Origin of the sequence: Rhizobacter sp., assembly GCF_032229685.1 — a bacterium.
Taxonomy (GTDB): Bacteria; Pseudomonadota; Gammaproteobacteria; order Burkholderiales; family Burkholderiaceae_C; genus LMDS01.
On record NZ_JAVTWP010000032.1, the window covers coordinates 165,920 to 192,894 of the forward strand.

General features: G+C 67.2%; 28 protein-coding genes. 20 read left to right on the forward strand and 8 right to left on the reverse strand.

The genetic code is table 11. The features are described from left to right. The first annotated feature begins 17 nt into the window (after nt 1–17). The 6 genes from fabF to AC30PD_RS15280 are packed head-to-tail and all read left to right on the forward strand — an operon-like array spanning nt 18 to nt 5,678. On the forward strand, nt 18–1,262 hold the full coding sequence (gene fabF, locus AC30PD_RS15255) for a beta-ketoacyl-ACP synthase II (RefSeq protein WP_489536501.1): 1,245 nt from the start codon (nt 18–20) through the stop codon (nt 1,260–1,262). Between the two features lie 21 nt (nt 1,263–1,283). Further along, on the forward strand, nt 1,284–1,760 hold the full coding sequence (locus AC30PD_RS15260; protein WP_489536502.1) for a hypothetical protein: 477 nt from the start codon (nt 1,284–1,286) through the stop codon (nt 1,758–1,760). Between the two features lie 13 nt (nt 1,761–1,773). After that, entirely contained in the window at nt 1,774–2,382 is a 609-nt protein-coding gene (gene rpoE / locus AC30PD_RS15265) for an RNA polymerase sigma factor RpoE (RefSeq protein ID WP_489536551.1), read from the forward strand. 57 nt (nt 2,383–2,439) lie between these two features. Beyond that, complete coding sequence (locus tag AC30PD_RS15270) at nt 2,440–3,093, forward strand: sigma-E factor negative regulatory protein (protein ID WP_489536503.1); 654 nt, start codon at nt 2,440–2,442, stop codon at nt 3,091–3,093. 22 nt (nt 3,094–3,115) lie between these two features. After that, nucleotides 3,116–4,138 (forward strand): MucB/RseB C-terminal domain-containing protein, encoded by a 1,023-nt coding sequence (locus AC30PD_RS15275; RefSeq protein WP_489536504.1) that lies wholly within the window; start codon nt 3,116–3,118, stop codon nt 4,136–4,138. A gap of 55 nt (nt 4,139–4,193) precedes the next feature. Next, nucleotides 4,194–5,678, forward strand: a complete 1,485-nt coding sequence (locus AC30PD_RS15280; protein WP_489536505.1) for a DegQ family serine endoprotease — start codon at nt 4,194–4,196, stop codon at nt 5,676–5,678. A 138-nt stretch (nt 5,679–5,816) separates the two neighbouring features. Here AC30PD_RS15280 and AC30PD_RS15285 read toward each other — a convergent pair whose 3' ends face one another. After that, entirely contained in the window at nt 5,817–6,122 is a 306-nt protein-coding gene (locus AC30PD_RS15285; RefSeq protein ID WP_489536506.1) for a hypothetical protein, read from the reverse strand. Nucleotides 6,123–6,226: 104 nt separating this feature from the next. Between AC30PD_RS15285 and lepA the strand changes: the two genes are divergently transcribed. From lepA to nagZ, 9 genes are read left to right on the forward strand one after another with little or no spacing between them, the layout of a single operon-like run. Beyond that, nucleotides 6,227–8,035: a translation elongation factor 4 gene (gene lepA, locus AC30PD_RS15290; protein WP_489536507.1), complete on the forward strand. Its 1,809-nt coding sequence runs from the start codon at nt 6,227–6,229 to the stop codon at nt 8,033–8,035. Next, nucleotides 8,035–9,012 (forward strand): signal peptidase I, encoded by a 978-nt coding sequence (lepB, locus tag AC30PD_RS15295; protein ID WP_489536508.1) that lies wholly within the window; start codon nt 8,035–8,037, stop codon nt 9,010–9,012. Before lepA ends, lepB begins: the two co-directional genes overlap by 1 nt. Nucleotides 9,013–9,045: 33 nt before the next feature. Next, nucleotides 9,046–9,414 (forward strand): DUF4845 domain-containing protein, encoded by a 369-nt coding sequence (locus AC30PD_RS15300; protein WP_489536509.1) that lies wholly within the window; start codon nt 9,046–9,048, stop codon nt 9,412–9,414. A gap of 47 nt (nt 9,415–9,461) precedes the next feature. Beyond that, entirely contained in the window at nt 9,462–10,166 is a 705-nt protein-coding gene (gene rnc / locus AC30PD_RS15305; protein WP_489536510.1) for a ribonuclease III, read from the forward strand. A gap of 6 nt (nt 10,167–10,172) precedes the next feature. Further along, complete coding sequence (gene era / locus AC30PD_RS15310) at nt 10,173–11,093, forward strand: GTPase Era (RefSeq protein ID WP_489536511.1); 921 nt, start codon at nt 10,173–10,175, stop codon at nt 11,091–11,093. A gap of 8 nt (nt 11,094–11,101) precedes the next feature. Further along, nucleotides 11,102–11,872: a DNA repair protein RecO gene (gene recO / locus AC30PD_RS15315; RefSeq protein ID WP_489536512.1), complete on the forward strand. Its 771-nt coding sequence runs from the start codon at nt 11,102–11,104 to the stop codon at nt 11,870–11,872. Nucleotides 11,873–11,918: 46 nt separating this feature from the next. After that, nucleotides 11,919–12,728 (forward strand): pyridoxine 5'-phosphate synthase, encoded by an 810-nt coding sequence (locus tag AC30PD_RS15320; RefSeq protein ID WP_489536513.1) that lies wholly within the window; start codon nt 11,919–11,921, stop codon nt 12,726–12,728. Continuing rightward, a complete protein-coding gene (acpS, locus tag AC30PD_RS15325; RefSeq protein WP_489536514.1) occupies nt 12,725–13,123 on the forward strand; it encodes a holo-ACP synthase in 399 nt (132 codons plus the stop codon). Before AC30PD_RS15320 ends, acpS begins: the two co-directional genes overlap by 4 nt. Nucleotides 13,124–13,128: 5 nt before the next feature. Further along, nucleotides 13,129–14,187, forward strand: a complete 1,059-nt coding sequence (gene nagZ / locus AC30PD_RS15330; protein ID WP_489536552.1) for a beta-N-acetylhexosaminidase — start codon at nt 13,129–13,131, stop codon at nt 14,185–14,187. 96 nt (nt 14,188–14,283) lie between these two features. On the opposite strand, the gene AC30PD_RS15335 is transcribed toward nagZ, so the two are convergent. Next, on the reverse strand, nt 14,284–17,337 hold the full coding sequence (locus AC30PD_RS15335) for an Rne/Rng family ribonuclease (protein WP_489536515.1): 3,054 nt from the start codon (nt 17,335–17,337) through the stop codon (nt 14,284–14,286). 683 nt (nt 17,338–18,020) lie between these two features. Here AC30PD_RS15335 and AC30PD_RS15340 point away from each other — a divergent pair. The 5 genes from AC30PD_RS15340 (at nt 18,021) to AC30PD_RS15360 (ending at nt 21,992) form a co-directional block, all read left to right on the forward strand. Continuing rightward, nucleotides 18,021–18,983 carry an RluA family pseudouridine synthase gene (locus AC30PD_RS15340; RefSeq protein ID WP_489536516.1) on the forward strand — a complete coding sequence of 321 codons (963 nt, stop codon included), beginning with the start codon at nt 18,021–18,023 and terminating at the stop codon, nt 18,981–18,983. Then, entirely contained in the window at nt 18,980–19,642 is a 663-nt protein-coding gene (locus AC30PD_RS15345; RefSeq protein WP_489536517.1) for an HAD family hydrolase, read from the forward strand. Before AC30PD_RS15340 ends, AC30PD_RS15345 begins: the two co-directional genes overlap by 4 nt. Next, nucleotides 19,635–20,021: a Rieske (2Fe-2S) protein gene (locus tag AC30PD_RS15350; protein ID WP_489536518.1), complete on the forward strand. Its 387-nt coding sequence runs from the start codon at nt 19,635–19,637 to the stop codon at nt 20,019–20,021. The genes AC30PD_RS15345 and AC30PD_RS15350 overlap by 8 nt, the downstream gene beginning before the upstream one ends. A gap of 4 nt (nt 20,022–20,025) precedes the next feature. Next, nucleotides 20,026–21,015: a signal peptide peptidase SppA gene (sppA, locus tag AC30PD_RS15355; protein ID WP_489536519.1), complete on the forward strand. Its 990-nt coding sequence runs from the start codon at nt 20,026–20,028 to the stop codon at nt 21,013–21,015. A gap of 77 nt (nt 21,016–21,092) precedes the next feature. Further along, nucleotides 21,093–21,992: a recombination-associated protein RdgC gene (locus AC30PD_RS15360; protein WP_489536520.1), complete on the forward strand. Its 900-nt coding sequence runs from the start codon at nt 21,093–21,095 to the stop codon at nt 21,990–21,992. Nucleotides 21,993–22,001: 9 nt separating this feature from the next. Here AC30PD_RS15360 and ureG read toward each other — a convergent pair whose 3' ends face one another. The 6 genes from ureG to ureE form a co-directional block, all read right to left on the reverse strand. Beyond that, nucleotides 22,002–22,646, reverse strand: coding sequence for an urease accessory protein UreG (gene ureG / locus AC30PD_RS15365; protein ID WP_489536521.1), 645 nt, complete (start codon nt 22,644–22,646; stop codon nt 22,002–22,004). Nucleotides 22,647–22,689: 43 nt separating this feature from the next. Then, complete coding sequence (locus AC30PD_RS15370; RefSeq protein ID WP_489536522.1) at nt 22,690–23,544, reverse strand: dioxygenase family protein; 855 nt, start codon at nt 23,542–23,544, stop codon at nt 22,690–22,692. A gap of 102 nt (nt 23,545–23,646) precedes the next feature. Then, entirely contained in the window at nt 23,647–24,861 is a 1,215-nt protein-coding gene (locus AC30PD_RS15375) for an ATP-binding protein (RefSeq protein WP_489536523.1), read from the reverse strand. Further along, nucleotides 24,842–25,570 carry a response regulator gene (locus AC30PD_RS15380; RefSeq protein WP_489536524.1) on the reverse strand — a complete coding sequence of 243 codons (729 nt, stop codon included), beginning with the start codon at nt 25,568–25,570 and terminating at the stop codon, nt 24,842–24,844. Before AC30PD_RS15380 ends, AC30PD_RS15375 begins: the two co-directional genes overlap by 20 nt. 48 nt (nt 25,571–25,618) lie before the next feature. Continuing rightward, nucleotides 25,619–26,377, reverse strand: coding sequence for an urease accessory protein UreF (locus AC30PD_RS15385; RefSeq protein WP_489536525.1), 759 nt, complete (start codon nt 26,375–26,377; stop codon nt 25,619–25,621). Continuing rightward, nucleotides 26,343–26,930: an urease accessory protein UreE gene (ureE, locus tag AC30PD_RS15390; protein ID WP_489536526.1), complete on the reverse strand. Its 588-nt coding sequence runs from the start codon at nt 26,928–26,930 to the stop codon at nt 26,343–26,345. The genes AC30PD_RS15385 and ureE overlap by 35 nt, the downstream gene beginning before the upstream one ends. Between the last annotated feature and the right edge of the window lie 45 nt (nt 26,931–26,975).

The window sequence follows — 26,975 nt, forward strand, 5'->3', positions numbered from 1 at the left end:
CCAGCGGAAGACAAGCCATGACCCGACGCCGCGTTGTCGTGACCGGTCTCGGCCTCATCAGCCCCGTGGGCAACACGGTGGCCGAAGGCTGGGCCAACGTGCTGGCGGGCCGCTCCGGCATCGCCAACATCACCAAGTTCGACGCGTCGAACTTCGCTTGCAAGTTTGCCGGTGAAGTGAAGGGATTCAAGGTCGAGGACTACTTCCCGGCCAAAGATGCGCGTCACATGGACACCTTCATCCATTACGGCCTGGCGGCGTCTATCCAGGCCGTGCGTGATGCCGGCCTGTCGACCAACGACGCGCTGAATGAAGAGCAGGCCGAGCGCATCGGCGTGATGGTGGGTTCGGGCATTGGCGGCCTGCCGCTGATCGAAGCCACGCACGCCGAACTGACGGCTCGCGGGCCCCGCCGCATCACGCCGTTCTTCGTGCCGGCGTCGATCATCAACATGATCTCGGGCCACGTCTCCATCACCTTCGGGTTCCAGGGCCCGAACATGGCGATCGTCACGGCCTGCACCACCGGTCTGCATTGCATCGGCGAAGCCGGGCGCCTGATCGAATACGGCGACGCCGACGTGATGATCGCCGGTGGCTCCGAAGCGACGGTGTCGCCGCTGGGCGTGGGTGGATTCGCCGCCGCCCGTGCGCTGTCGACCCGCAACGACGACCCGCTGACCGCGTCGCGCCCGTGGGACAAGGACCGCGACGGCTTCGTGCTCGGCGAAGGTGCCGGGGTGCTGGTGCTCGAAGAGTACGAACACGCCAAGCGCCGCGGCGCCAAGATCTACGCCGAACTCACCGGCTTCGGCATGGGTGCCGACGCGTACCACATGACCGCGCCCAACGTCGACGGCCCCAAGCGTTCGATGAAGGCGGCACTGCGCAACGCCGGCCTGAACGCCGACCAGGTGCAGTACCTGAACGCGCACGGCACTTCCACGCCGCTCGGTGACCTGAACGAGACCAACGCGATCAAGCTCGCGTTCGGTGCCCATGCCCACAAGCTGGTCGTGAACTCGACCAAGTCGATGACCGGCCACCTGCTCGGTGGCGCCGGTGGCATCGAGTCGGTTTTCACGGCCTTGGCCGTGCACCACCAAGTGTCGCCGCCGACGATCAACATCTTCAACCAGGACCCCGAGTGCGACCTGGACTACTGCGCCAACAGCGCCCGCGAGATGAAGATCGACTACGCCGTGAAGAACAACTTCGGCTTCGGCGGCACCAACGGCACCTTGGTTTTCAAGCGAGTTTGACGCCTTCGCGTCCACGCGCCGATGCGCGCATCCCCGGCGTTCCAGGTCGTGCTCGACCGCTGCGGCGTGTGGCGAGCCGCCGTGCTCGTGACGGTGCTCGCGGGTGGCCTCCTCGTCCTCGCGTGGCTGGTGTCGGAGCACACGACTTTGTCTGCGGCGGCTCGCTGGAGCTTCGGTGCTGCGGCTCTCGCGCTGCTGGCGCTCGGCGCGAGCGCCGCGCGGGTTTCGCCGGTCAGCCTGCGCTGGGACGGTCAACGGTGGCACCTCGGCCCAGCCGGATCGGCCGGTCGCGAACCTGCCAGCGGCACGCTGCACGTGGCGATCGATCTCGGCCCCTGGATGATGCTTCGCTTCGATCCTGCCGAAACAGGCTGGCGCACCCGTTCGCGCTGGCTTCCGGCGCAAAGGCGTGGTCTGGAGTCGCACTGGCATGCGCTGCGATGCGCCGTGTATTCACCGCGCCAGACGGCTGGTGCCGACGCCGCGGCCGATTTCTGATGGCCGCGCCATGATGAACGGCCCCGATGCCGACGCCCCACTGATCGCCCGTGTCAAGAACGGTGACGTGAAGGCCTTCGAAATGCTGGTCGCCAAATACCAACGGCGGATCGAGCGCCTGATCGGGCGCATGGTGCGCGACGTCGACCTCGTGCCCGACATCGCCCAGGAGACCTTCATCCGCGCCTACCGGGCGATCCCGCAGTTTCGTGGCGAGAGCGCCTTCTACACCTGGCTGTACCGAATCGCCGTCAACACCGCCAAGAAGTTCCTGATGGAGCTCAAGCGCGACCCGCTGGTGACCGAGTCGGCCCGCGCCGCGCGGGAAGAGGAAGACGACTCCTCGCGTGTCGAGAACGAGCTCAGCGACGGCGAAACCCCCGACGCCGTGCTGGCGAGCAAGCAAATTGCAGCCGCTGTGAACTTTGCCATCGAAGCGCTGTCCGACGATCTTCGCCAGGCGATCACACTGCGCGAGATCGAAGGGTTGACCTACGAAGAGATCGCCGAACTGATGAATTGCCCGATCGGCACCGTGCGTTCGCGGATCTTCCGCGCCCGCGAGGCCATCGCCACGCGCTTGCGCCCGCTGCTCGACACGCGCGACGGTGAGCGATGGTGACGTTCATGGTGTGGGAATGGGTGTGCTTGGCTGAACGATGGATTGATGGAGATGGACATGTTGCCTACTGATTCTGAAGACCGGGCGGCCCGGTTGGAGCAGTTGTCCGCGCTCGTTGACGGTGAAGTCGGCGAGGCGGCGGCAGCGCAGGCCTGCGCGGCGTGGCGGGGCGACGCCGATGCGCGAGCGTCGTGGCACGCCTACCACCTGATCGGCGACGTGTTGCGCTCTGAAGATCTGGCCGCCGACCCGGCCCGCGACGCCGGCTTCATGGCTGCGTTGCGCCTGCGTCTCGAAGCCGAACCGGTGGTGCTCGCACCGCGGCCGCTCGAAACCGCCGCGGCGTTGCCTGGCGCCGCGCCGCATGTCGCCGCCAGCGCCAGCGGTGCTCGCCGCTCCTGGAAAGCTGCTTCGGTCGTCGCCGCCGGTTTTGTCGCGGTCGCCGGCGTGGTGGTGTTGACCCGCGGGCCCGCGGTGCAGGCTCCCGATGCCACCTTGGCGCAAGGCGCGGCCGCGACGGGGAATGCCCGCGCCTCCGCGCCGGCCATCTCGTCGGCTGACCCCCAGGTGCTGGTCGCCAACGGCAAGCTGATCCGCGACGTCCGGCTCGACCGCTACCTTGCGGCCCACAAGCAGTTCGCCGGCACGTCGGCGCTGGGCGTGCCTTCGGGCTTCTTGCGCAGTGCCACCGCCGATGCGGCAGACCGCTGAGCAGACTCTGAAACGCGCCCTCATGCTGTTTCGCTCACTCTCTGCACTGGCCCTGGCCGGTGCCGCCTGCGTGTCTGCGCCCGTGGCCAGGGCCCAGACCGCTGGTGCCGACGCACCTGCGCCCGCGTCCGAGGTTCGGGCATGGCTGCTGCGCATTCACGAGGCGGCCAGCCGGCAGAACTTCCAGGGCACCTTTGTCGTGACCAGTGGCGGTGCCGTGTCGAGCGCCCGAATCGCCCACTACTGCGAAGGCAAGAACCAGTTCGAGCGAAGCGAATCGCTCGACGGCCAGGCGCGCCACGTGTACCGCCACAACGACGTGGTCCAGACGGTGTGGCCCGCGAGCCGCGTGGCGATGGTCGAGCAGCGTTCGTTGCCCGCCGCGTTCCCGGCGCTGCTGCAGGCTGGTGACGACCGGATCGTCGATTTCTACGATGTGCATCCGCAGGGTGCCGACCGCGTCGCCGGGCACGAAGCCAAGGTGCTGCTCGTCAAGCCGAAAGACAGCTTCCGCTACGGCTATCGCCTGTGGGCCGACCATGCAAGCGGCCTGCTGTTGCGCGCCGATGTGCTCGGCGAGCGTGGTGACGTGCTCGAGACCTCGGCATTTTCCGACGTGGCCATCGGCGTCAAGTTCCAGCCCGAAAGCGTGCTGCAGCCGATGAAGAAGCTCGACGGCTATCGCCTGCTGCGGCCGGTGCTGACGCCCACGCGGCTCGAAGCCGAAGGCTGGGCCGTGCGCCAGCCCGCCCCGGGCTTTCGCGAGGTGAGTTGCGTGAAACGACCGATGACGGGTGCCAACGGCCTTGAAAAGGACGGCGCCGAGCAGCAGGTTGTGCAGGCGATCTATTCCGACGGCCTGACCTACGTGTCCTTGTTCATCGAACCCTTCAACCCGCAGCGGCACACGCGGCCGATGCTGGCTTCGGTCGGTGCGACCCAGACGCTGATGCAGCAGCAAGGTGATTGGTGGGTCACCGTGGTGGGTGACGTGCCGCCCGTGACGCTGCGCACGTTCGCCAAGGGGCTGGAACGTCGAAAGTAGTTTTGCGCGTGGCGGTGCGGCGCTGGGTTCTTCAATGCCTTGGGAGGGCATGGTGATGCGAGTGCAATCTTTTCCATCGACACCGGTCGGCCGACTGGCGTCTCTGGGCCACGCTCGTGCGTGGCTGAGCGGCCTGGCCCTGAGTGCGGCGCTGGGCGCCACCGCGCTGGCGGCGGTGCCGGTGCGCGCACAAGGGTTGCCTGATTTTGCCGAACTGGTCGAGAAGGTGGGGCCGGCGGTGGTCGGTATCCGCACGACCGAGCGGGCGCGTGCCGGCCGCTCTGGCGCGGGGCCCGAGATCGACGAAGACATGCTCGAATTCTTCCGGCGCTTCGGCATTCCCATGCCGAACCGGCCGACGCCGCGTTCTCCACAGCCCGGCACCGAGGGTGAGCCGACCCAGCGTGGCCTCGGCTCGGGCTTCGTGCTGTACGCCGACGGCTATGTGATGACCAACGCGCACGTGGTCGAAGGCGCAGAAGAAGTCTTCGTCACGCTCAACGACAAGCGCGAGTTCAAGGCCAAGGTCATCGGCGCCGACAAACGGTCCGACGTGGCGCTGGTCAAGATCGAAGCGACGGGTCTGCCGACCGTGCGCATCGGCGACGTGAACCGCCTGCGGGTGGGTGAGTGGGTGATCGCGATCGGCTCGCCCTTCGGCCTGGAGAACTCGGTCACTGCCGGCATCGTCAGCGCGAAGTCGCGCGACACCGGCGAGTTGCTGCCGCTGATCCAGACCGACGTGGCCATCAATCCCGGCAATTCCGGCGGGCCGCTGATCAACATGCGCGGCGAGGTGGTGGGCATCAACTCGCAGATCTACAGCCGCTCGGGCGGCTACATGGGCATCTCGTTCGCGATCCCGATCGACGAAGCGGCACGTGTGTCAGAGCAACTGCGTGCGAGCGGCCGCGTGAGCCGCGGGCGCATCGGCGTGACGATCGGTGAAGTGACGAAGGACATCGCCGAGTCGATCGGCCTGGGCAAGCCCACCGGTGCGCTGGTGCGCAGCGTCGAAGCAGGCGGGCCGGCCGAGAAGGCGGGCGTGGAAGCCGGCGACATCATCACCCGCGTCGACGGCCGTGTGGTCGAGAAATCGGCCGACCTTCCGCGCATCGTCTCGGGCGTGAAGCCGGGCAGCAAGGCCACGCTGCAGGTGTTTCGGCGCGGCGCCAACCGTGACCTCAGCGTGACCGTGGTCGAGTTCGAAGCCGATCGCAACACCGCCCGCAGCACCGAGCGCGAACCCAAGCCTCAGCCATCGGTCGGCTCGCTCGGCCTGGCCGTTGCCGATCTCACCGACGCTCAGAAGCGCGAGCTCAAGGTCAAGGGCGGTGTTCGGGTCGAAAGCGTGGAGGGCGCGGCCGCGCGCGCCGGTGTGCGCGAAGGCGACGTTCTTCTGTCGATGGACAACACCGAGGTCACCGGTGCGAAGCAGTTCGAAGCGCTGGTGGCCAAGCTCGACAAGTCGAAAGCGGTGACCGTGCTCGTGCGGCGCGGCGACGTGGTCAACTTCCTGATCATCCGGCCATCGAAGTGAGTGGCGCCGAATCGCGCTGGGCGCCGAGTTGACTTGCATGGCGGGTCTTTCCACCAAGTGAGAGTCTGGGCCAGATTTTGAGGCGAGCACGGCGGCGCAAAAGTTTGTCCAGAATGTGGCGCAAAAGTTTGCGAACGCTCACATTTCAATGAATGGAAGATTGTTGGTTGAAGCCACTACAATCGGGGCTTCAAGCAGCTTGTTTCGACTCGTTTTCGAGATGAATCCGGCAGCCGCAAAGTATCCCCAAGCCATCCACAAGCATTTGTGGATAAGCTGTTGATAGATTTTGCTGTTGGAAGGCTGCAACGACGAGAAATCGAGCATTGGCGCGGTTTGCAGCGGGGCGCTTTTGACTACAATGAAAGTCCCAACAAGCAGTTGCCATACGTTTTGTTGGAAGGCGCGTCGTTCATCGACGTGCCTTTTTTTTGCGTACGGCACGGCCCTTCGGGCCTTCACATCGCTTCGCGATATGAGCCTCCCGCGCAACGGCTGCGCCGTTGTAGCTCCGTGCTGAGGCGCACACATAGAACATCGCAGCAAGCATGGAACACATCAGAAATTTTTCGATCATTGCGCACATCGACCACGGCAAGAGCACGCTCGCCGACCGGTTGATCCAGCGCTGCGGTGGCTTGAGCGACCGCGAAATGGAAGCGCAGGTGCTCGACTCGATGGACATCGAGCGCGAGCGTGGCATCACGATCAAGGCGCAGACTGCCGCGCTCGAATACAAGGCGCGTGACGGCAAGGTTTACAACCTGAACCTGATCGACACGCCGGGGCACGTCGACTTCTCTTATGAAGTGAGCCGTTCGCTGTCGGCCTGCGAGGGCGCCCTGCTGGTGGTCGACGCCAGCCAGGGAGTCGAAGCCCAGACTGTGGCCAATTGCTACACGGCGCTCGACCTCGGCGTCGAGGTGGTCCCGGTCCTGAACAAGATGGACTTGCCGAACGCCGACCCGGAGAACGCCAAGTCCGAGATCGAAGACGTGATCGGCATCGACGCCGACGACGCCATTCCGTGCAGCGCCAAGACCGGCATGGGCATCGACGAGATTCTCGAGGCCGTGATCCACCGCATGCCGCCGCCCCGTGGAGTGCTCGAAGCGCCACTGCGCGCCATGATCGTCGACTCCTGGTTCGACAACTACGTGGGCGTGGTGATGCTGGTCCGGGTCGTCGACGGCACGCTCAACAAGGGCGAGCGCTTCCGCATGATGGCGAGCGACGCGGTCTACAACGCCGACAGCCTGGGTGTGTTCACGCCCAAGTCGATGCCCCGCGAGCGCCTCAGTGCCGGCGAAGTCGGTTTCATCATCGCCGGCATCAAGGAACTGCAGGCCGCGAAGGTCGGAGACACCATCACGCTCGAGAAGAAGCTGCCGAACAACCTCGGCCCGGCCGCCGCCGCGCTGCCAGGCTTCAAGGAAATCCAGCCGCAGGTTTTCGCCGGCCTGTACCCCACCGAAGCCAGCGAATACGACCAGCTGCGTGACGCGCTCGAGAAGCTGAAGCTCAACGACTCTTCGCTGCGTTATGAACCCGAAGTGAGCCAGGCGTTGGGCTTCGGTTTTCGCTGCGGCTTCCTTGGCCTGCTGCACATGGAGATCGTGCAGGAGCGCCTGGAACGCGAGTTCGACCAGGACCTGATCACGACCGCGCCCAGCGTGGTCTACCAGGTCGAGCTCGGCAACGGCGAAGTCATCCAGGTCGACAACCCGTCGAAGATGCCCGACCTCGGCCGCATCAGCGAGATCCGCGAACCGATCGTGCTCGTGCACCTGTACATGCCGCAGGACTACGTCGGCCCCGTGATGACGCTGGCCAACCTGAAGCGCGGCAACCAGCTCAACATGGCCTACCACGGCCGCCAGGTGATGCTCACCTACGAGATGCCGTTGGCCGAGATCGTGCTCGACTTCTTCGACAAGCTCAAGAGCGTGTCGCGCGGTTACGCGTCGATGGACTACGAATTCAAGGAATACCGCGCGGCCGATGTCGTGAAGGTCGACATCCTGCTCAACGGCGACAAGGTCGACGCACTGTCGATCATCGTGCACCGCAGCCAGAGCCAGTACCGCAGCCGCGCGGTCGTGGCGAAGATGCGCGAGCTGATTTCGCGCCAGCAATACGACGTGGCGGTGCAGGCAGCCATCGGGGCCAACATCATCGCGCGTGAGACAATCAAGGCGCTTCGCAAGAACGTGATCGCCAAGTGTTATGGCGGCGACATTTCGCGCAAGCGCAAGCTGCTCGAGAAACAAAAGGCCGGCAAGAAACGCATGAAGCAGATCGGTTCCGTCGAAGTGCCGCAAGAAGCTTTTCTGGCCATCCTCCAAGTGGAAGACTGATGGGTTCCTTGACCGGTTTGCTCTATGGCTGCCTCGCGATCTTTCTCGGAGGCTGGTATTTCGGCAAGTGGACAGGCAACTTCTCGCTGCTGCTCTTCGTGCTGACGGTCGTGACGCTGGGCTACTGGCTCGCTGAACGTTTCCACTTCGCGCCGCGCCGGCTCGCCGCCGCCAACACACTCGAACAGCAAGACGCCGCGCGGCGCGAGCAGCTTGCCAGCCAGGGCATCGTCAAGGTCGACGGCGATGTTTCCCAGGCCCGCGACAGCCTGCTGATGCAACCGTGGTGGCTCGACTGGACGGCCGGGCTGTTCCCGGTGATCCTGGTCGTGTTCCTGCTGCGTTCGTTTCTGTTCGAGCCCTTCAAGATCCCGAGCGGCTCGATGATCCCGACCTTGCTCGTCGGCGACCTGATTCTCGTGAACAAGTACCACTACGGCGTGCGCCTGCCGGTGATCAACAAGAAGATCATTGCCAACAACGACCCGCAGCGTGGAGACGTGATGGTGTTTCGCTATCCGAAGGACACGAGCATCGACTACATCAAGCGGGTGGTGGGCATCCCGGGGGACGAGGTGGCGTTCCGCAACCAGCAACTGTTCATCAACGGCGTGGCGGCGCCGATGGAGCAAACCCCGCCGCCCGGCTTCTACGACGAAGATTCTTTGCGCTACTTTCCAGAGTTCAAGGAAAAGCTGGGTGCGGTCGAACACCGCATTCTGGTGAATCCGCAAAGCCAGCCCTTCTACGGGGCCGAAGACAAGATCGAGTTCCCGTTCCGCGAGAACTGCCGCTACAGTGCCGAAGGTGTCACCTGCAAGGTGCCCGCGGGCCACTATTTCATGATGGGCGACAACCGCGACAACTCGCAGGACTCGCGTTTCTGGGGTTTCGTGCCCGACGAGAACATCGTGGGCCGGGCATTCTTCGTCTGGATGAATTTTGGCAATCTGAAGCGGATCGGCGCCTTCCATTGAGGCGCGCCCGTGCACAGAAAGGAGCATGAGAGCATGACCGTCGAGCTTCACCGAAAACGCGCCCAACGTGGTGTCACGCTGTTCGGGCTGATGTTCTGGGCCATCGTCGTCGGCTTCGGCGCGCTCATCGGCATGAAGGTGCTGCCGACCGTGAACGAGTACTTCACGATCCAGAAGGCCGTGAGCAAACTGGCCGCCTCGGGCGCTGCCACGGTGCCTGAACTGCGCGCCGCGTTCGAGAAGCAGAAGGACATCGAGTACTCGATCCAGTCCATCGGCGGCAAGGACCTCGAGATCACCAAGGAAAACGACAAGGTCGTGATCAAGTTCGCCTACGACAAGGACATCGAACTGATCAAGCCGGTCTACCTGCTCATCAAATACGAAGGGCGCTCGAAGTAAGGCCGGCCACCCGGCCCTGCTACGCCGCTTCCACGCCCAGCTTCACCATGGAAAACCGTCTCGACGCCTTGCAGCGGCGCATCGGCTACCGCTTTTCCGACTCGCGCCTGCTGACCCGCGCGCTCACGCACCGCAGCTTCGGTGCCGACCACAACGAACGCCTCGAATTCCTTGGCGACGCCGTGCTGAGCCTGGCGATCTCGGGCCTGCTGTTCGAGCGCTTCGCCGGTTCCGACGAAGGTGATCTCACCCGCGTTCGCGCCCACCTCGTGCGCGAAGACAGCCTGCACCGCGTGGCCGTGCAGCTCGGCCTGCCCGAGGTGCTGAACCTCGGCGAAGGCGAAGCCCGCGGCGGTGGTGCGCAACGTGCGTCGATCCTCGCCGACGCCCTCGAAGCAGTGCTGGGCGCGACCTTCCTCGACGGTGGTTTCGATGCGGCACGCGCGCTGGTCAAAGGCCTGTTCGGCGAAGTCATCCAGACCACCGACGTGGCCAGCTGGAGCAAGGACGCCAAGACCGAACTGCAGGAATGGCTGCAGGCGCGCCGCCTGCCGGTGCCCACCTACCGCATCAGCGCCACCCGCGGCCAAGCCCACGCCCAGACCTTCGAGGTCGAATGCGTGGTGCCGGCGCTGAGCCTCACCGAGTCGGGCGAAGGCCGGTCGCGGCGCGTCGCCGAACAAGAAGCCGCGCGCCGCATGCTCGACGCGCTGAAGGCGAGCGACCGCCCCGGCAGCCCGCTGCAATCCTAGGTTTCGATGACCGACACCCCACTCGAAGACACCGGCATCGAAGGCCCGCCGCAGCGCTGCGGCCTGGTCGCGATCGTGGGCCGCCCGAACGTCGGCAAGTCGACATTGCTCAATGCGCTGGTCGGCCAGAAGGTCAGCATCACGTCCGACAAGGCGCAGACCACGCGCCACCGCATCACCGGCATCCGCACCGTCGACGAAGCGCAGTTCGTGTTCGTCGACACGCCGGGTTTCCAGACTCTGCACAACGCCCCCTTGAACCGCACGCTCAACCGCACCGTGCAGGGCGTGCTGTCGGATGTGGACGTGGTGCTCTTCGTCGTTGAAGCCGGGCGTTTCGGCCTCGACGACGCGAAGGTGCTGGCGCTCATGACCGAGGGCAAGCCGGTGTTCCTGATCGCCAACAAGCTCGACGCCGTGCACCGCCGCGCCGAACTCGCGCCGTGGCTCAAGGGCATGCAGGAGCGCCACAACTTCGCCGAGTTCGTGCCGCTCTCGGCCCGCAAGGACGCCGACGTCCAGCGCCTGATCGGCATCGTCAAACCCTACCTGCCCGAGCAGCCCTGGTTCTACGAAGAAGACGCGCTCACCGACCGCAGCGACCGTTTTCTCGCCAGCGAGATCATCCGCGAGAAGCTCTTCCGCCTGACCGGCGACGAGTTGCCCTACACCTCGACCGTGGTCATCGACAAGTTCGAGGAAGAGGGCAACCTGCGCCGCATCTCGGCCAGCATCGTGGTCGAGCGCGACGCGCACAAGGGCATGATCATCGGCAGCGGTGGCGAGCGCCTCAAGCGCATCGGCTCCGAAGCGCGGCAAGAGCTCGAAAAGCTGATGGACGCCAAGGTCTTCATCGAACTCTGGGTCAAGGTGCGCTCCGGCTGGGCCGACGACGAAGCGCACCTGCGCTCCTACGGCTACGAGTGACGCCGTCCATGGCGACGCGAACTTCGCGCAGCACCGCGCCCCTCGCCGCCTACGTCCTGCACCGCTACGACTGGAGCGAGTCGAGCCTGATCCTCGACCTGTTCACGCGCGAGCAAGGGCGTGTGGCGGTGGCGGCCAAGGGCGCGAAGCGGCCTTACTCCCAACTGCGCGCGGTGCTGTTGCCGTTCCAGCGCATCCACGTGAACCTGGGCCGCGCGGCACGCGACGAAGCCTCGAGTGAGGTGCAGACCTTGCGTGGTGCCGAGTGGGCCGGTGGTGCGGCCATGCTCACCGGCGCGGCGCTGTTCAGCGGCTTCTACCTGAACGAACTGCTGATGAAGCTGCTCGCGCGCCACGACCCGCACACCACGCTCTTCGACGCCTACGCCGCCACGCTGCCAGCGCTGGCCGACAGCGACGACCTGGCGGTCGAAGCCGCCTTGCGCGCGTTCGAGCTCACCCTGCTGCAACAGGTGGGCGTGTTGCCCGACCTCAGTGTCGACACTCAGACGCAGCAGCCGGTGGTCGGCAGCGCCCGCTACGCGCTCCTGCCCGAGGCCGGCGTGAGCGCCGCGCGTTCCGACGAAGACGCCGTGACGGGCTCAGCGCTCGTCGGCCTGCAGGCCGCCCTCGAACACGGCAGCCTGCCCGCCTTGCAGCAGGCCTGCCGGCCCTGCCTGGCGGCACTGAAGACAAGCCTGCGCGGCCTGATCCAGCACCAGCTCGGCTCGGCCACGCTGCGCACCCGCCGCGTGATGATGGAGCTGCAGGGCCTGTGAGCGCGCAGCTCATTCGTCGTCGTTCGATGGCGGAGAATCCGCACCCATGAACCCACTGCTCACAACGGGCCTGGACGCCCACCGCGGCACCACCGCGCTGTCGGTCAACGTCAACAAGGTGGCCTTGTTGCGCAACACGCGCGCGCTCGGCATCCCGAGCGTGCTGCGCGCCGCCACGCTGGCGCTCGAGGCCGGCGCGCACGGCATCACCGTGCACCCGCGGCCCGACGAGCGCCACATTCGCCGGCACGACGTGTACGAGCTGGCCGAGCTGATGCGGCAGTGGCCTCAGGCCGAATACAACATCGAAGGCAACCCGTTCCACAACCTGATGGAGCTGGTGCGCGACCTCGTCGCCCAAGGCCTGCCGCTGCACCAGGTCACCTTCGTGCCCGACAGCGTCGAGCAGAGCACCTCCGACCACGGCTGGCAATTCCCGCACGACACGCAGCGCCTCGCGCCGCTCATCGAAGAAGCCCGTGCGCTCGGCGTGCGCGTGAGCCTCTTCATGGACCCGCTGCCGCAAGCGATGCGAGCAGTGCGCGAGCTGCGCGCCGAGCGGGTCGAGCTCTACACCGAAAGTTATGCGCGGGCGCACGGCACCGAAGCAAGCGCTGCCGTGCTCGCGGCCTTCACCGCCACGGCGCAGGCCGCGCTGCAGGAGGGCTTGGCCTTGAACGCCGGGCACGACCTGAACCGCGCCAACCTCGCCGACTTTCTGCGGGCCGTGCCCGGTGTGCAAGAGGTGTCGATCGGCCACGCGCTGATCGCCGACGCGCTCGAGCTCGGCTACACCGAGACGGTGCGCGACTACCTGCGCTGCATCCACCGCGCCGCGCTGCCGGCTGCAACATGATCTACGGCGTGGGCACCGACATCTGCGACGTGCGCCGCATCGCGGCGAGTCTGGCGCGGCGCGGCGACCGGTTCGCCGAGCGGGTGCTCGGCCCGCACGAGATCGAAGTCTTCCGGGCCCGGCGCGCCAAGGTCGAATCGCGTGGCATCAGCTACCTGGCCACGCGCTTCTCGGCCAAGGAGGCTTTCTCGAAGGCCATCGGCATGGGCATGCGCATGCCGATGACCTGGCGTGCCTGCGAGGTCGTGAAGGCCGCGAGCGGCCAACCGCAGCTTCGCCTGCATGGCGAGCTGGCTGCGTGGTTCGCGGCGAACCGCCTGCGCGCGCACGTGAGCATCACCGACGAAACCGACTACGCGGCGAGTTTTGTCGTCGTCGAACAGAACGAGGAATGAAGATGATGGACGCCCATGCTCCCGTGGTGCTCGATGTGGCCGGCACCACGCTCAGCGCCGACGACAAGCGCCGCCTGGCGCACCCGCTGACCGGCGGGTTGATCCTGTTCGCGCGCAACTGGAAAGACCGGCGGCAGCTCACCGAACTCACCTGCGAGATCAAGGCCGTCCGCCCCGACGTGCTCATCTGCGTCGACCACGAAGGCGGCCGTGTGCAGCGCTTTCGCACCGATGGTTTCACCCACCTGCCGCCGATGCGCGTGCTCGGCGAGCTGTGGATGAAAGACGCGTTGACGGCGACCGACGCCGCCACCGCCACCGGCCACGTGCTCGGCGCCGAGCTGCGGGCCTGTGGTGTCGACCTGAGCTTCACACCGGTGCTCGACCTCGACCATGGCGGTAGCAGTGTGATCGGCGACCGCGCCTTCCACCGCGACGCGCGGGTGGCCACGCTGCTCGCCAAGAGCCTGATGCACGGCCTGCTGCTTTCGGGCATGCACAACTGCGGCAAGCACTTTCCCGGCCACGGTTTCGTCAAGGCCGACAGCCATGTCGACGTGCCCGTCGACAAGCGCAGCCTGAAAGCGATCCTCGCCGACGACGCCAAACCCTACGAGTGGCTGAGCACCAGCCTGGCGAGCGTGATGCCTGCGCACGTGGTCTACCCGAAGGTCGACGCGCTGCCGGCCGGCTTTTCGCCGCGCTGGCTGAAGGAGATCCTGCGTCTGCAGCTCGGCTTCACCGGCGCGATCTTCAGCGACGACCTGAGCATGGAAGGCGCGCGCCACATCAATGGCGGCCAGGTGAGTTATGCCGAGGCGGCGGCCGTGGCCTTGAGCGCCGGCTGCGATCTGGTGCTGTTGTGCAACCAGTCGATCGACGGTGGCGCGGCGGTCGATGCGCTGCTCGACGAACTGGGTGAGGCCCACGCGCAGGGCCTGTGGCAGGCCGACCCCGACAGCGAAGCGCGCCGGCTGGCGCTGCTGCCGAAGACCGCGCCGCTCACCTGGGACGAACTGATGCACTCGCCGGTCTACCAGCGCGCACTGGAACGCTTGCCCTGAGGGCGCTGCGCGAGCCGCGCAGCCGCACACATCGCACAAAAAAACGCCGCCGGGCGCGAGCCTCGGCGGCGTTTCTTGTTGTGGCGCCGAGCGCGATCAGCCTTGCGGCTGCTGGCCTTGCGAGGTCTCGAACGGCAGCTTGATCTGCGACAGGTCCTTGCGCGTTTCGACCAGCACCAGCGGGCCGGTGTCGACGTTCTGCACCGGCTTGCGCTCGCGTGGCACGTGCACCGGTGCCGGCTCGGCCGCCATGGCCGATTGCACCGCGCGGATCTTGTCGGCGTCTGAATTCACCCATTGCAGGCCGGCGGACTCGGCCATCGCCTGCAGCGAGTTCAGCGGCAGCACGAAGGGCTCGGCGGTCGGGGCCTGCACGGCGGGCGCCGCGGCCACGGCGGGCGCTGCGACCACGACCGGGGCCACGGCCGCCCGAACGGGCACCGCCAACGGCGCTTCGGCGACAGGCTCGGCCACTTCGGCTTCGGCTTCGGCCATTGGCTCGGCCCTTTGTTCCGCCATCGGCTCGGCGATCACGGCCTGCACGGCCGGCGCCACGTCTTGCGGCGCCTCGTACGTGGCGGCGACCGGCTCGGTGCTGGCCGTCGTCACGCCTTCAGCGGCGGCACCGGTTTCGGTGCTGCCTTCTTCGCTGCGCTCGCGGCGGTTGCGGTCACGCCCGCGGCCACGCCGGCGGCCTTCGCCGCCTTCACCCGATTCAGCGCGCGGGGCGGCGTCGGCTTCCGCCGTGTCGGCACCGTTGCCAACGGCTTCCGCCGGAGCGGCCAGGGCCTCACCATTCAACGCCGTGCTCTGCTCGACCACAGTGCCTTCGGCAGCAGCTTCGTTGCGGTCACGCCCACCGCGGCCACCGCGGCGGTTGCGGCGGCGGCCACCTTCGCGCTCGCCTTGTGCTTCACCGGTTTCAGGTGCGTCGGCGCCGGGCAGGGTGTCGACAAAAGCCTGCGGCGACACGGCCTCGTCTGCTGCACCAGCGGCGGGTGCCGGGTTGGGCTTGCGCGGCTCACGCTCGGGCCGCGGGCCACGCCGACCACCGTCGCGCCCCTCGCCCCGGCCTTCACCGCGATTTTCATCGCGCTGGCCCTGGCGGCCACCGCGCTCTTCGCCGCGGTTCGCGTCGAGGCCTTCGGTGCGCACCGCTGCTTCTTCACCCGCCGGGCGCTCGGCACGTTCGGGGCGCCTGCCGCGGCCCTCACCACGGCCATCCCCACGACCGTCGCCGCGGCCCTCGTTGCGACCTTCGCCACGGCCCTCGCCGCGCTTGCCGTCACGGCCACCGCGCCCACCGCGGCCGCCGCGGTCACCGCGTTCGCCACGGCCATCGCGCGTTTCGGTGGCCTTGGCCACGACCGGCGCGGCGGTCTTCGGAGCTGCAACGACCGGCGCTGCAGAGTCACCACCGAAGAGGCTCTTGATCCAGCTGAAGAAACCACCGCCGGCCACTGCCGGAGCCGGCGCAGCCACCACCGGCTCGGGAGCGGGCGCGGGCGCCACCGCGACAGGCGCGGGCTTGGGCACGGCCACCGGCGCCGGCGTCTCGGGCAGGATGCCCTTGATGACAGGCTCCTGCTTGGCCTTGGTCTTCTCGCGCCGCGTGATGCCGACTTCTTCTTCCGGCTCGTCGATCATCGTGTAGCTGGCCTGCAGATTTTCGAGGCGCGGGTCGTCGTGGCGCAGGCGCTCCAGGCGGTAGTTCGGCGTCTCGAGCGTCTTGTTCGGCACCAGCAGCACGGTCACGCGCTGCTTGAGTTCGATCTTCGTGATCTCGGTGCGTTTCTCGTTCAACAGGAACGAGGTCACCTCCACCGGCACCTGCACGTGCACGGCGGCGGTGTTGTCCTTCATCGACTCTTCCTGAACCATGCGCAGGATCTGCAGCGCGCTGGATTCGGTGTCGCGGATGTGGCCGGTGCCGTTGCAGCGCGGGCAGGTGATGTGGCTGCCTTCGCTCAGCGCCGGGCGCAGGCGCTGGCGGCTGAGTTCGAGCAGGCCGAACTTGCTGATCGAGCTGAATTGCACGCGCGCGCGGTCTTGGCGCAGCGCGTCGCGCAGGCGCGTTTCCACTTCGCGGCGGTTCTTCGACTCTTCCATGTCGATGAAGTCGACGACGATCAGGCCGCCGAGGTCGCGCAGGCGCATCTGGCGCGCGATCTCGTCGGCGGCTTCGAGGTTGGTGCGCGTCGCGGTTTCTTCGATGTCGGAGCCGCGCGTCGAGCGCGCCGAGTTCACGTCGACCGAGACCAGCGCCTCGGTGTGGTCGATCACGATCGCGCCGCCCGAGGGCAGGTTCACGGTGCGCGAGAACGCGGTCTCGATCTGGTGCTCGATCTGGAAGCGGCTGAACAGCGGCGCGTCGTCGCGGTAGCGCTTGACCTTGTGCGCCGTCTCCGGCATCACGTGGGCCATGAACTGCTGGGCCTGTTCGTAGATGTCGTCGGTATCGATCAGGATCTCGCCGACGTCGGCGGTGAAATAGTCGCGGATCGCGCGGATCACCAGGCTCGATTCCTGGTAGATCAGGAACGCGCCCTTGCCGGCCTTGGAAGCGCCGTCGATGGCGGTCCAGAGCTTGAGCATGTAGTTCAGGTCCCACTGCAGCTCGGGTGCCGAGCGGCCGATGCCGGCGGTGCGGGCGATCAGGCTCATGCCCTTGGGGTACTCGAGCTGGTCGAGGTTTTCCTTCAGCTCCTCGCGATCTTCGCCCTCGATGCGACGGCTCACGCCGCCACCGCGCGGGTTGTTCGGCATCAGCACCAGGTAACGGCCGGCCAGGCTCACGAAGGTGGTGAGCGCCGCGCCCTTGTTGCCGCGCTCTTCCTTTTCGACCTGCACCAGCAGCTCGGTGCCGTTCGAGATCACGTCCTGGATGCGTGCGTCGCGAACGCTCGCACCTTCGCGGAAGTAGTTCTTCGAGATTTCCTTGAACGGCAGGAAACCGTGGCGGTCTTCACCGTAGTCGACGAAACAGGCTTCGAGCGAGGGCTCGACGCGCGTGACGACGGCCTTGTAGATGTTGCCCTTGCGTTGTTCGCGGCCTTCGATCTCGGTCTCGAAGTCCATCAGTTTCTGGCCATCGACGATGGCCAGGCGGCGCTCTTCGGGCTGCGTCGCGTTGATCAGCATGCGTTTCATGTGTGCACTCCTTCGCGCGGCTTCATGAGGCCGCGCACATCCCACTGCCGCCTCCGGCCGATGGCCGGTGGGCGACGATTCGATGCACGAGGAAACGAACGCGGTGCCGAAGGGTGTCGCCCTGGACTGCAACAGCGACGAGCGGCCGGAAGACCGGCTGCCCGCCCTGTCAACGCAGCGTTGGCGCGTGCGTGTCAGCGAGGCTGGCGCGTGCTGGGCACCGGCGAGCCACGCCGGGCGCGCCCAGCTCGACGCAGGCTCTTGGCCTGGGAGCTGAGCGCACAGGGCGCCGTGGTTCGGGGGTGGGGATCAACATCCGCTGGAGTCCGCTGGACGCAGGCAGGAGCTTCGAGGTCGACGCCGTGATCGGCACGAATCGGTCTCCTGCCCGGGAAAACCTTTTGATTGGGCTCGTGTTCTGTTTGCTCTGCCGCCTCGGGCTGTCGGCCGCGCCGTCACTTGGGGACGGTGCCCGCCGCACGCACCAGGGCGTTGCATCACCTTTTGCCGGGCAGCTAACCCGGCGGCCACCTGCTGCGTTGTCGATCCCGAGACTAAACTCTGAAGAATCAAACACTTATCGCAGTAACGTGGTGCAACGCATTATAGGGGCCAAACCAGCGGCTCCATCCGGCAACCAAACCGGGGTTCACCCGGCTGTTGCCAGCGTTGCAGCCCCGGCCGTGCACCGTGTCGTGGTCGACGAGGCCTCCGAAGGGCAGCGGCTCGACAACTTCCTCGTCAAGCTTCTCAAGGGCGTGCCCAAGACCCACGTGTACCGGGTGATCCGGTCCGGCGAGGTGCGGGTCAACAAGGGCCGGGCCGCGGCCGACACGCGCTTGGCGCTGGGCGACGAGGTGCGCATCCCGCCGGTGCGAACCTCCCCCAGTGCAGCCGAGCGCCGCGAAGCGCCTTCGGCACCCGCGCGTGAATTCCCGGTCGTCTACGAAGACGACTTCCTGATCGCCATCGACAAACCCGCCGGCGTGGCGGTGCACGGCGGCAGCGGCGTCAGCTCGGGCGTGATCGAGCAGCTGCGGCAGGCGCGGCCCACGGCGAAGTTCCTCGAACTCGTGCACCGGCTCGACAAGGAAACCTCGGGCCTGCTGTTGATCGCGAAGAAGCGCTCGGCGCTGGTCGCGCTGCAGGACCAGCTTCGCCAGCGCGAAACCGGCAAGACCTATGCGGCGCTCGTGATCGGCGCCTGGCCGGCGCGCCGCAAGGTCATCGACGTGGCCTTGCACAAGACGCTCGGCGCCGGCGGCGAGCGGCGGGTGCACGCGGTCGACGAAGACCACGAAGACGGCCGGCGTTCGATCACGCTGGTGAGGATCGCGCAGAGCTTCGCCGGATTCACGCTGCTCGACGTGACCATCAAGACCGGCCGCACCCACCAGATCCGCGTGCACCTCACGCACGAAGGGCATGCGATCGTCGGCGACCAGAAGTACGGCGACTTCACGCTCAACAAGGCCATGGCGCGCGGTGCTGCCGTGCCGGGTTGCCGTTTCGACCGCATGTTCCTGCACGCGAAATACCTGCGCTTCACGCACCCCGGCAGCAACGAGGTGATCGAGCTCGCCGCGCCGTTGCCGGCAGAATGCGAAGCCTTGATCCACGCGCTGGCGCAGACCGCCCACCCATGACCGCACTCCGCAATTTCGACCTGATCGTCTTCGATTGGGACGGCACGCTGTTCGATTCCACCGCGTTGATCTCGCGTTGCATCCAGTCGGCCTGCGCCGACCTCGGCACCACGGTGCCCACCGACGTGCAGGCCAGCTACGTGATCGGCATGGGCCTGAAAGAAGCCTTGCAGCATGCCGCCCCCGAATTGCCCGAAGCACGCTACCGCGAACTGGCCGACCGCTACCGCCACCACTATTTCGCGCGCCAGCACGAGCTGGTGTTCTTCGACGGCACACCCGAGATGCTGCAAGCGCTGAAGGCGCGCAACCATTTGCTCGGCGTGGCGACCGGCAAGTCGCGCCGCGGCCTCGACGACGCCCTGAACACGTCGGTGCTCAAGGGCCTGTTCGACGCGACCCGCACCGCCGACGAAACCGCGTCCAAGCCCGACCCGCTGATGCTGAACGAGCTGATGAACCAGCTCGGCGTGGAGCCTTCGCGCACGCTGATGATCGGCGACACCACGCACGACCTGCAGCTCGCCGCCAACGCCGGCACCGCGAGCATCGGCGTGAGCTACGGCGCGCACCACCACGAAGCGTTCAGTGGTTTCGAGACGCGCATGGTCGCGCATTCCACCGCCGAGCTGAGCGACTGGTTGCAGCGCCATGGATGAACCACGCAGCCTGCCTGCGGTGGCGCTGTGCGCGTCGGCCGAACTCATCGAGCGCGGCGACGCGCATGTCTTCGACGTGTTGCACTTTCGCGAGCCGGCGCGTGCTTTCGTGCTGCGCTTCGACGGCCAACTCGTGGCCTACCTGAACCGCTGCCTGCACGTGCCCACCGAGATGGACTGGCAGCACGGCCGCTTTCTCGACGACGACAAGGCCTACATCCTGTGCGCCACGCACGGCGCCGCCTACGAGCCGCTCACCGGCCGCTGCGCCGGCGGCCCCTGCGGGCGTGGCAAGCTGACGGCGATGGACGTGGAAGAACGCGACGGGCAGGTGTATTGGTATCCTTCCCGCGACACGCGCCCCGCGTTCGTTGATTGATCCCATGAGCCAAAGCGACGACCACTTTTCCTTCCCGTCGGCCTCGACACCCGCACCGGCGCCCGCCCGCTCGGCGTGGGACGGCGTGGCCGAGCAGTTCGCACGCGACTACCTGCGCGACCGCCGCAGCGAGCGCCGCTGGCGCCTCTTCTTCCGCTGGATGTGGTTGCTGCTGATGGTGGCGCTGGTCTGGGCGATCTTCTCGTCGCGCCATGCGAGCACCGCGCCCACCGGGCCGCACACCGCGCTGATCGAAGTGCACGGCGAGATCGCCGACGGCGCCGAAGCGAGCGCCGAGAACCTGATGCCCGGCTTGAAGAGTGCGTTCGAAGACGCCAGTGCACAGGCCGTGGTGCTGCGCATCAACTCGCCCGGCGGCAGCCCGGTGCAGGCCGGCATCCTGTACGACGAGATCCGCCGCCTGAAAGCGCTGCACAAGAAGAAGGTCTACGCCGTCGTTTCCGAAACCTGCGCTTCGGGCGCCTACTACATCGCCGTGGCCGCCGACGAGATCTATGCCGACAAGGCGTCGGTCGTCGGCTCGATCGGCGTGCTGATGGACAGCTTCGGCGCCACCGGCCTGATGGAAAAGCTCGGCATCGAACGCCGGCTCATCACCGCCGGTGAGAACAAGGGCATCGGCGATCCGTTCTCGCCCCTGCCGCCGAAACAGCGCGCCTACATCCAGGCGACGATCGACCAGATTCACCAGCAGTTCATCGGCGTGGTGCGCGAGGGGCGCGGCCAGCGCCTCAAAGAAACCCCCGAGATGTTCAGCGGCCTGTTCTGGAACGGCGAGCAGGCGCTGAAGATGGGCCTGATCGACCACCTCGGCAGCCTCGATTACGTGGCGCGCGAGGTCGTCAAGGCCGAAGAGGTGATCGACTACACGCCGAAAGAAAACGTGGCCGAGCGCCTGGCCAAACGTTTCGGTGCGTCGATCGGCGCGGGTGCCGCCAAGGCACTGCAGAGCGCCGCCACCACGATCCGCTGACGCGCCGAGCGCGTGTCTTCCCCGGCGCCGCGTGGCGCCCGTCCGGCCTGCGGGCCCTTTCCCGAAAGAGTTTTCCCTTGTTCAAGAACCTGATCGTGTACCGCATCGGGGCCGGCTGGTCGGTCAGTGCGGCACAGATGCTCGAGCGCCTGGAGCAGGCGCGCTTCGTCGAGTGCGGTGCCACGCAGCCGGTCTCGGCCGGCTGGAGCGAACCGCGCGGTGTGGCCCACGCGCCGCTGGCCGAGGTGGTGGCCGGGCAGGTGCTGCTGAGGTTCACCACCGAGACCAAAGTGCTGCCCGGTGCCGTGGTGAAGCGCCGCGTCGACGAGATGGCCGCGCACATCGAGCAGACCAGCGGCCGCAAGCCGAGCAAGAAGCAGAAGAAGGAATTGAAGGACGAGGCCTTGCTCGAACTGCTGCCGCAGGCCTTCACGAAACGATCCGCCATCAACGTCTGGCTCGACGCGCAGCACATGCTGCTGCTGGTCGATGCCGGCAGCCCGGCGCGCGCCGACGAGGTGGTCACCTTGCTCGTCAAGTCCTTCGACGGGCTGGCGATCACGCCGGTGCAGACGGTCGAGTCGCCGGCGGTCGCGATGACCCGCTGGCTCGCCACCGGCGAGCCGCCGCAGGCCTTCTCGGTCGACCGCGAGTGCGAGCTGAAATCGGCCGACGAGATGAAGTCGGTCGTGCGCTACGCGCGCCACCCGCTCGACACCGACGAAGTGCGCCGCCATGTCGCAGAGGGCAAGCTGCCGACGCGGCTCGCGCTCACCTGGCAGGGCCGCGTGTCGTTCATGCTCACCGATGCGATGCAGATCAAGAAGATCACGTTCCTCGACGGCGTGTTCGAAGGCAGCAAACCGGGCAAGGACGAAGCCTTCGACGCCGACGCAGCCATCGCCACCGGCGAGCTGCGCCACCTGATCCCCGACCTGATGGACGCGCTCGGCGGCGAGCAGCCAGCTGTCGCCTGAACCGGCCGCCTACGAGACCAGCAAGCCCTTGGTCTCGATGAACTTCACCACCTCGGCCAGACCTTGGTTCGTCTTGAGGTTGCTCATCACGAACGGCCGCGCGCCGCGCATGCGCTTGGTGTCGGCGGCCATCACGTCGAGGTTCGCACCCACGTAGGGCGCCAAGTCGGTCTTGTTGATCACGAACAGGTCGCTCTTCGTGATGCCCGGGCCGCCCTTGCGCGGGATCTTCTCGCCGGCAGCGACGTCGATCACGTAGATCGTCAGGTCCGAGAGTTCCGGGCTGAAGGTGGCGGCCAGGTTGTCGCCGCCCGACTCGATGAAGACGATGTCGGCGTTCGGGAACTTGCCCAGCATGCGGTCCACTGCCTCGAGGTTGATCGACGCGTCTTCGCGGATCGCCGTGTGCGGGCAGCCGCCGGTCTCCACGCCCATGATTCGCTCGGGCTCGAGCGCGCCGGCCACGGTGAGCAGGCGCTGGTCTTCCTTGGTGTAGATGTCGTTGGTGACGACGACCAGGTCGTACTGCTCGCGCATCGCCTTGCACAGCATCTCGACCAGCGTGGTCTTGCCCGAACCCACCGGGCCGCCGACGCCGACGCGCAGCGGGGGGAGTTTGCGGGTGCGGTTCGGTATCGAATGAAGGCTGCTCATGGCGCCGATTATGGCGGCGCCATGAGCAGGGCACAGCGCTTCGTCAGGCCGCGATGCCCACCGTGAGGCTCGCCGCATAGCCGGCCGCGACACTGCCGCTCACGGTCGCCATCTCGAGCGTGGTGCCGTCGCTGAACACGTTGTCGGTGGCGAAACTGATCTGCGCCAGGTTGCTCACGCTCTGGCTGTAGCCGGTGGTGGCGTACACGGTCTGGCAGTCGGCGATCGGAAAGGCGATCTGCGAAGTCTTGATCTTGCTCGTCGATGCGGTGGCGGTCGCCAGGCTGCGGTAGACCTCGAGGTGCATGTGCGGCATGCGGCCGGAGTAACACGCCGGGAAGATCGTTGTGAAGGTGACCTGTCCGTTGGCGTCGGTCGCTTGCACGCCGCGCAGGTAGTTCTGGTCGGTCACGCCGCTCGAATACATCGAGTACTTGCCGTCGCGGTCGCAATGCCACAGGTAGATCGCGTAGCCCGCCAGGCTGGCACAGCTGGCGTTGGTGTTCACCAGCGTGAGCGTCACCGTCAACGGCACGCCGGCCGCGGTGCCGGTGGCGCCGCCGACGCTGGTGCGGATGTCGCTGCGCACGATGCCGCTCAGCGCCAGCGCGTTGGCGATGCTGCCGTTCGCGGTGTTCGAGCCGTCACCGGGGTAGGGGCCGGCGGTCTCCTCGGGGATCACGGCACAGCTCGTGCCGGTGGTGGTCGGCGTCGTGGTGGTGCCACCGATGGTCGCGGTGGTGACCGAGTCGGAGTCGCTGCCGCCGCAGCCCAGCAGCGGGGCCGCGCCGGCACCGGCGAGCCAGAGCAGCGCACGGCGGCGTTGCAGCAGTTTCGCGCCGAGTTGCTGAAGGTCGTGGGCCAGGCCCCGATCGTGATCGTGTGTGTCGTTGTGCATGGAATCCGGAGCGCGTAGAGAACAGCTACGAGTTTCACGGCCGTGTGTGTCGCGGCTTTCGCTCGAATGTGTCGGGCCCGACACATTCGCAACCGCCTCCGCTCAAGCCAGCGCCAGCACCACCGTGGCCCGCAGCCCGCCCTCGGGCCGGTTGGCCAGCACGAGTTGCCCGCCTTCGGCCTGCACGAGCTCGCGCGCGATGTAGAGGCCGAGGCCGGAGCCCGCCACGCCGCCCGTGCTGCGCGACGGGTCGGCGCGGTAGAACGGCTGGAATACCGCTTCGAGCTGCGCTTCGGCAATGCCGGGGCCGTCGTCTTCGATCAGCAGGTGCACTTGTTCCGCGTGCACCCGCACCGCCACACGTGCAGAACCGCCATGCCGCAGCGCATTGCCCAGCAGGTTGCCGATGACGCGCCGCAGTGCAGTCGGCCGCACCAGCGCCACCGGCGGGACCGAGCCCGCTTCGAGTGGTTGCACCTCGACCGGCTCACCCTGCTCGTGCAGGTCGTCGGCCAGCGACTGCAGCAGCGCGTGCGCGTCGATGCGCTGGCGCGCTTCGGCGGCGTGGCGGTCGCGCATCATGCCGAGCACGTTGCCGATCAGCGCGTCCATCTCCTGCACGTCTTCGATGCAGCGGGCCGCCTGTGGCTGGCCTGCGAACTGTTCGAGTCGCAGGCGCAGCCGGGTGAGCGGCGTGCGCAGATCGTGCGAGATCGCCGCCATCAGCAGGCCTTGCGCGTCGAACTGCGCACGCAGGCTCTGCGCCATCGTGTTGAAGACCTGCGCGGTCTGGCGGACTTCGAGCGTGCCGTGTCGTTCGTCGAGCGGCGCGGGCGGCTTGTGTTGCGCCAAGTCGTTGCCCAGCGTGCCCGAGGCTTCGGCCAGCCGGCGCATCGGTGCCGACAACCAGCGCGCACCGAGCCATGCCGCGATGCCGATGACGACGAAGCGCACGAAGTAGTCGAGCCACAGCACTTCGGTGGGCAGGCCGCCGCGCGGGCCCGGGCCGTCGCCGGGTGGAGGCGGAGGTCTGCCGGGTCGGTCGTCGCCGAACGCGTCGTCGGGCGGCGGGCCGCCCGGGCCGGGCTCGCGCATCCGGTCGTCGGCGATCAAGCCGCCAGGAGGCAACGACGACAACACCGGCAAGCCGCCCGGCTCGCCGGTCGGCCTGTCCGGCAGCGCGGCGAAGCGGTGCACCACGAACAGCGCGCACAGGTGGCTCAGCACCAACGCCACCCACATCAGAACGAAGAGGCGCTTGAAGAGCGTGTCGGCCCACCAGCGCTTCTTCGGCGCGTCAACTCTTGGGGTCGGCATCGAAGACATAACCTTCACCCCGCACGGTGCGGATGGTCGCGGCTGCGTCGCCCAGCTTCTGGCGCAGGCGCGAGACCGCCAGGTCGACAGCGCGGTCGGTCACGTCCACGCCCGGGCTGTGCGACAGGTCGAGCAGGCGCTCGCGGCTGAGTACGCGGCGCGGGTGGTCGGCAAAGGCCGAGAGCAGCCTGAATTCGGCGCTCGACAAGGCCACCACGACGTTCTGCGGCGAGGTGAGCTGGCGCCCGAGGCGGTCGAACACCCAGCCTTCGAAACGTTGAACCGCCGCCTTGTCGCCCGGCACGGCCGACCGCGCCGTGCCGCTGCGCCGCAACACCGCGTTGATGCGTGCGACCAGTTCGCGCGGCTCGAAGGGTTTGGGCAGGTAGTCGTCGGCACCGACTTCGAGCCCGACGATGCGGCTCGCCGGGTCGCCCTGCGCGGTGAGCATGATGATCGGCAACGAAGACTTCTCGCGCACCCAGCGGCACAGGTCGAGGCCGTGGGCGTCGGGCAGCATCAGGTCGAGCAGCAGCACGTCGAACGGGTCGGCCGTGCCGGGCAGGCCGCTCGGCAGGGTGCGGCGCAGGCCGGCGCCGTCGGCCACCGCGGTCGCGCGCATGCCGTAGCGTTGCAGGTAGTCGGCGACGAGCGTGCGCAATTCGGCGTCGTCGTCGACGATCAGGGCATGAACCATGGGGCGCATCATGTCGCTGCTTCTTTGCGGCTTTGTTGCCGCATTGTGTTCACTCCGAGGTCAAGAGCGGAACAGGCGCGAGTACTGCGTTTCGTGCTGCGCCGAAAGAATCGCCAGCATCGGAGTGAAGGCCTGGCGCTCGCTGTCCATCAATTTCAAGGCGTGGTCGACGGCGCCGGGAATCTGCGCCGTCAGCGCCGCCAGCACCCGCTGCCCGGCGTTCTGCCCGAGCGGCACGGCCTTCAACGCGGCCTGCACCATGTTCTCGGCCCAGCCGAAGGCAAAACTCATCAACGCATCGCGCAGCGGCGCAACGGTCTGCACTGCGGCCAGCGCGAAGGCGACCGGCCAGGTCGGCGCCGGGGTCAGCGCCGCGAGCTGTGCGATGCGTTCGTCGGCGAGGCCGCGGTTCTTCAGCCACTCGACCATCGAACGGCCCATCTGTTCGGTCTGCTGCCGCACTTCGCTGGTTTCGCGCGTGGTCGTGACCCAGGCGTTGAGTTCGGCGATGGCGGCGGCATCCCCACGCTGCCAGGCCTTGAAGGCGCGGCTCACGACCGCGATGTCGCTGCGCGCCAGGCTCAGTTGCAGCTGGTCGAGCAGCCAGGCCGATGCCGTGACGTCGTTCGTGACCAAACCGGCTTCGACGGCCGCTTCCAGCCCTTCGGAATAGCTGAAGCCGCCCACCGGCAAGGCCGGCGAGGCCAGCCACATCAGCTGCAGCAGTGCGCTCGCGGTGGCTGGAGAAGACGGCGTGCGTGCGAGTGCGCTGCGGCGCCGTGTCTCAATGCGAGTGGCCTTTGCCGTGCGCGTGGTCATGCGAATGGTCGTGGTGATCGTGGTGGTCGTGTTTGGCTTCGTGCGCGTGGTCATGCGCGTGGCCATGGTCGTGCCCCGCGTGGGCGTGTGCCGAACCGCCGGCCGCATAGGCACCGCTTTCGGGTTCGAAGGCGGCTTGGGCCTCGGTCACGATCAGGTGCATCTGGCGCAGCATGTCGGCCAGCACGTGGTCGGGTTCGAGTTGCAGGCGATCGGGTTTCAATTCGAGCTGCACGTGCCGGTTGCCCAGGTGGTAGGCGGCGCGCAGCAGGTCGAACGGGGAGCCGTGTTCGCTGCAGTGTTTCACCACCAGCACCGGCTGCAAGGCGGCGCGCACGAGGATCAGCGAGCCGTCTTCGGCCACCAGCACATCGCCACCGCGCACCACCGTGCCTCGCGGCAGGAACACGCCAAGCACGCGGCCCGCGGAGTCGGTGGCGTCGAAGCGGCTTTTCTGGCGCACGTCCCAGTCGAGTTCGACGCCCGCGGCACGTTTGACGAGGGCGGGCGCGAGGCCGCGCGCGCCGGGAATGAGCTTGTTGACGGTCAGCATGACGCCAGTGTCGCAGCAATTTCTGCGCCTTCGGTGCTCGGCGAC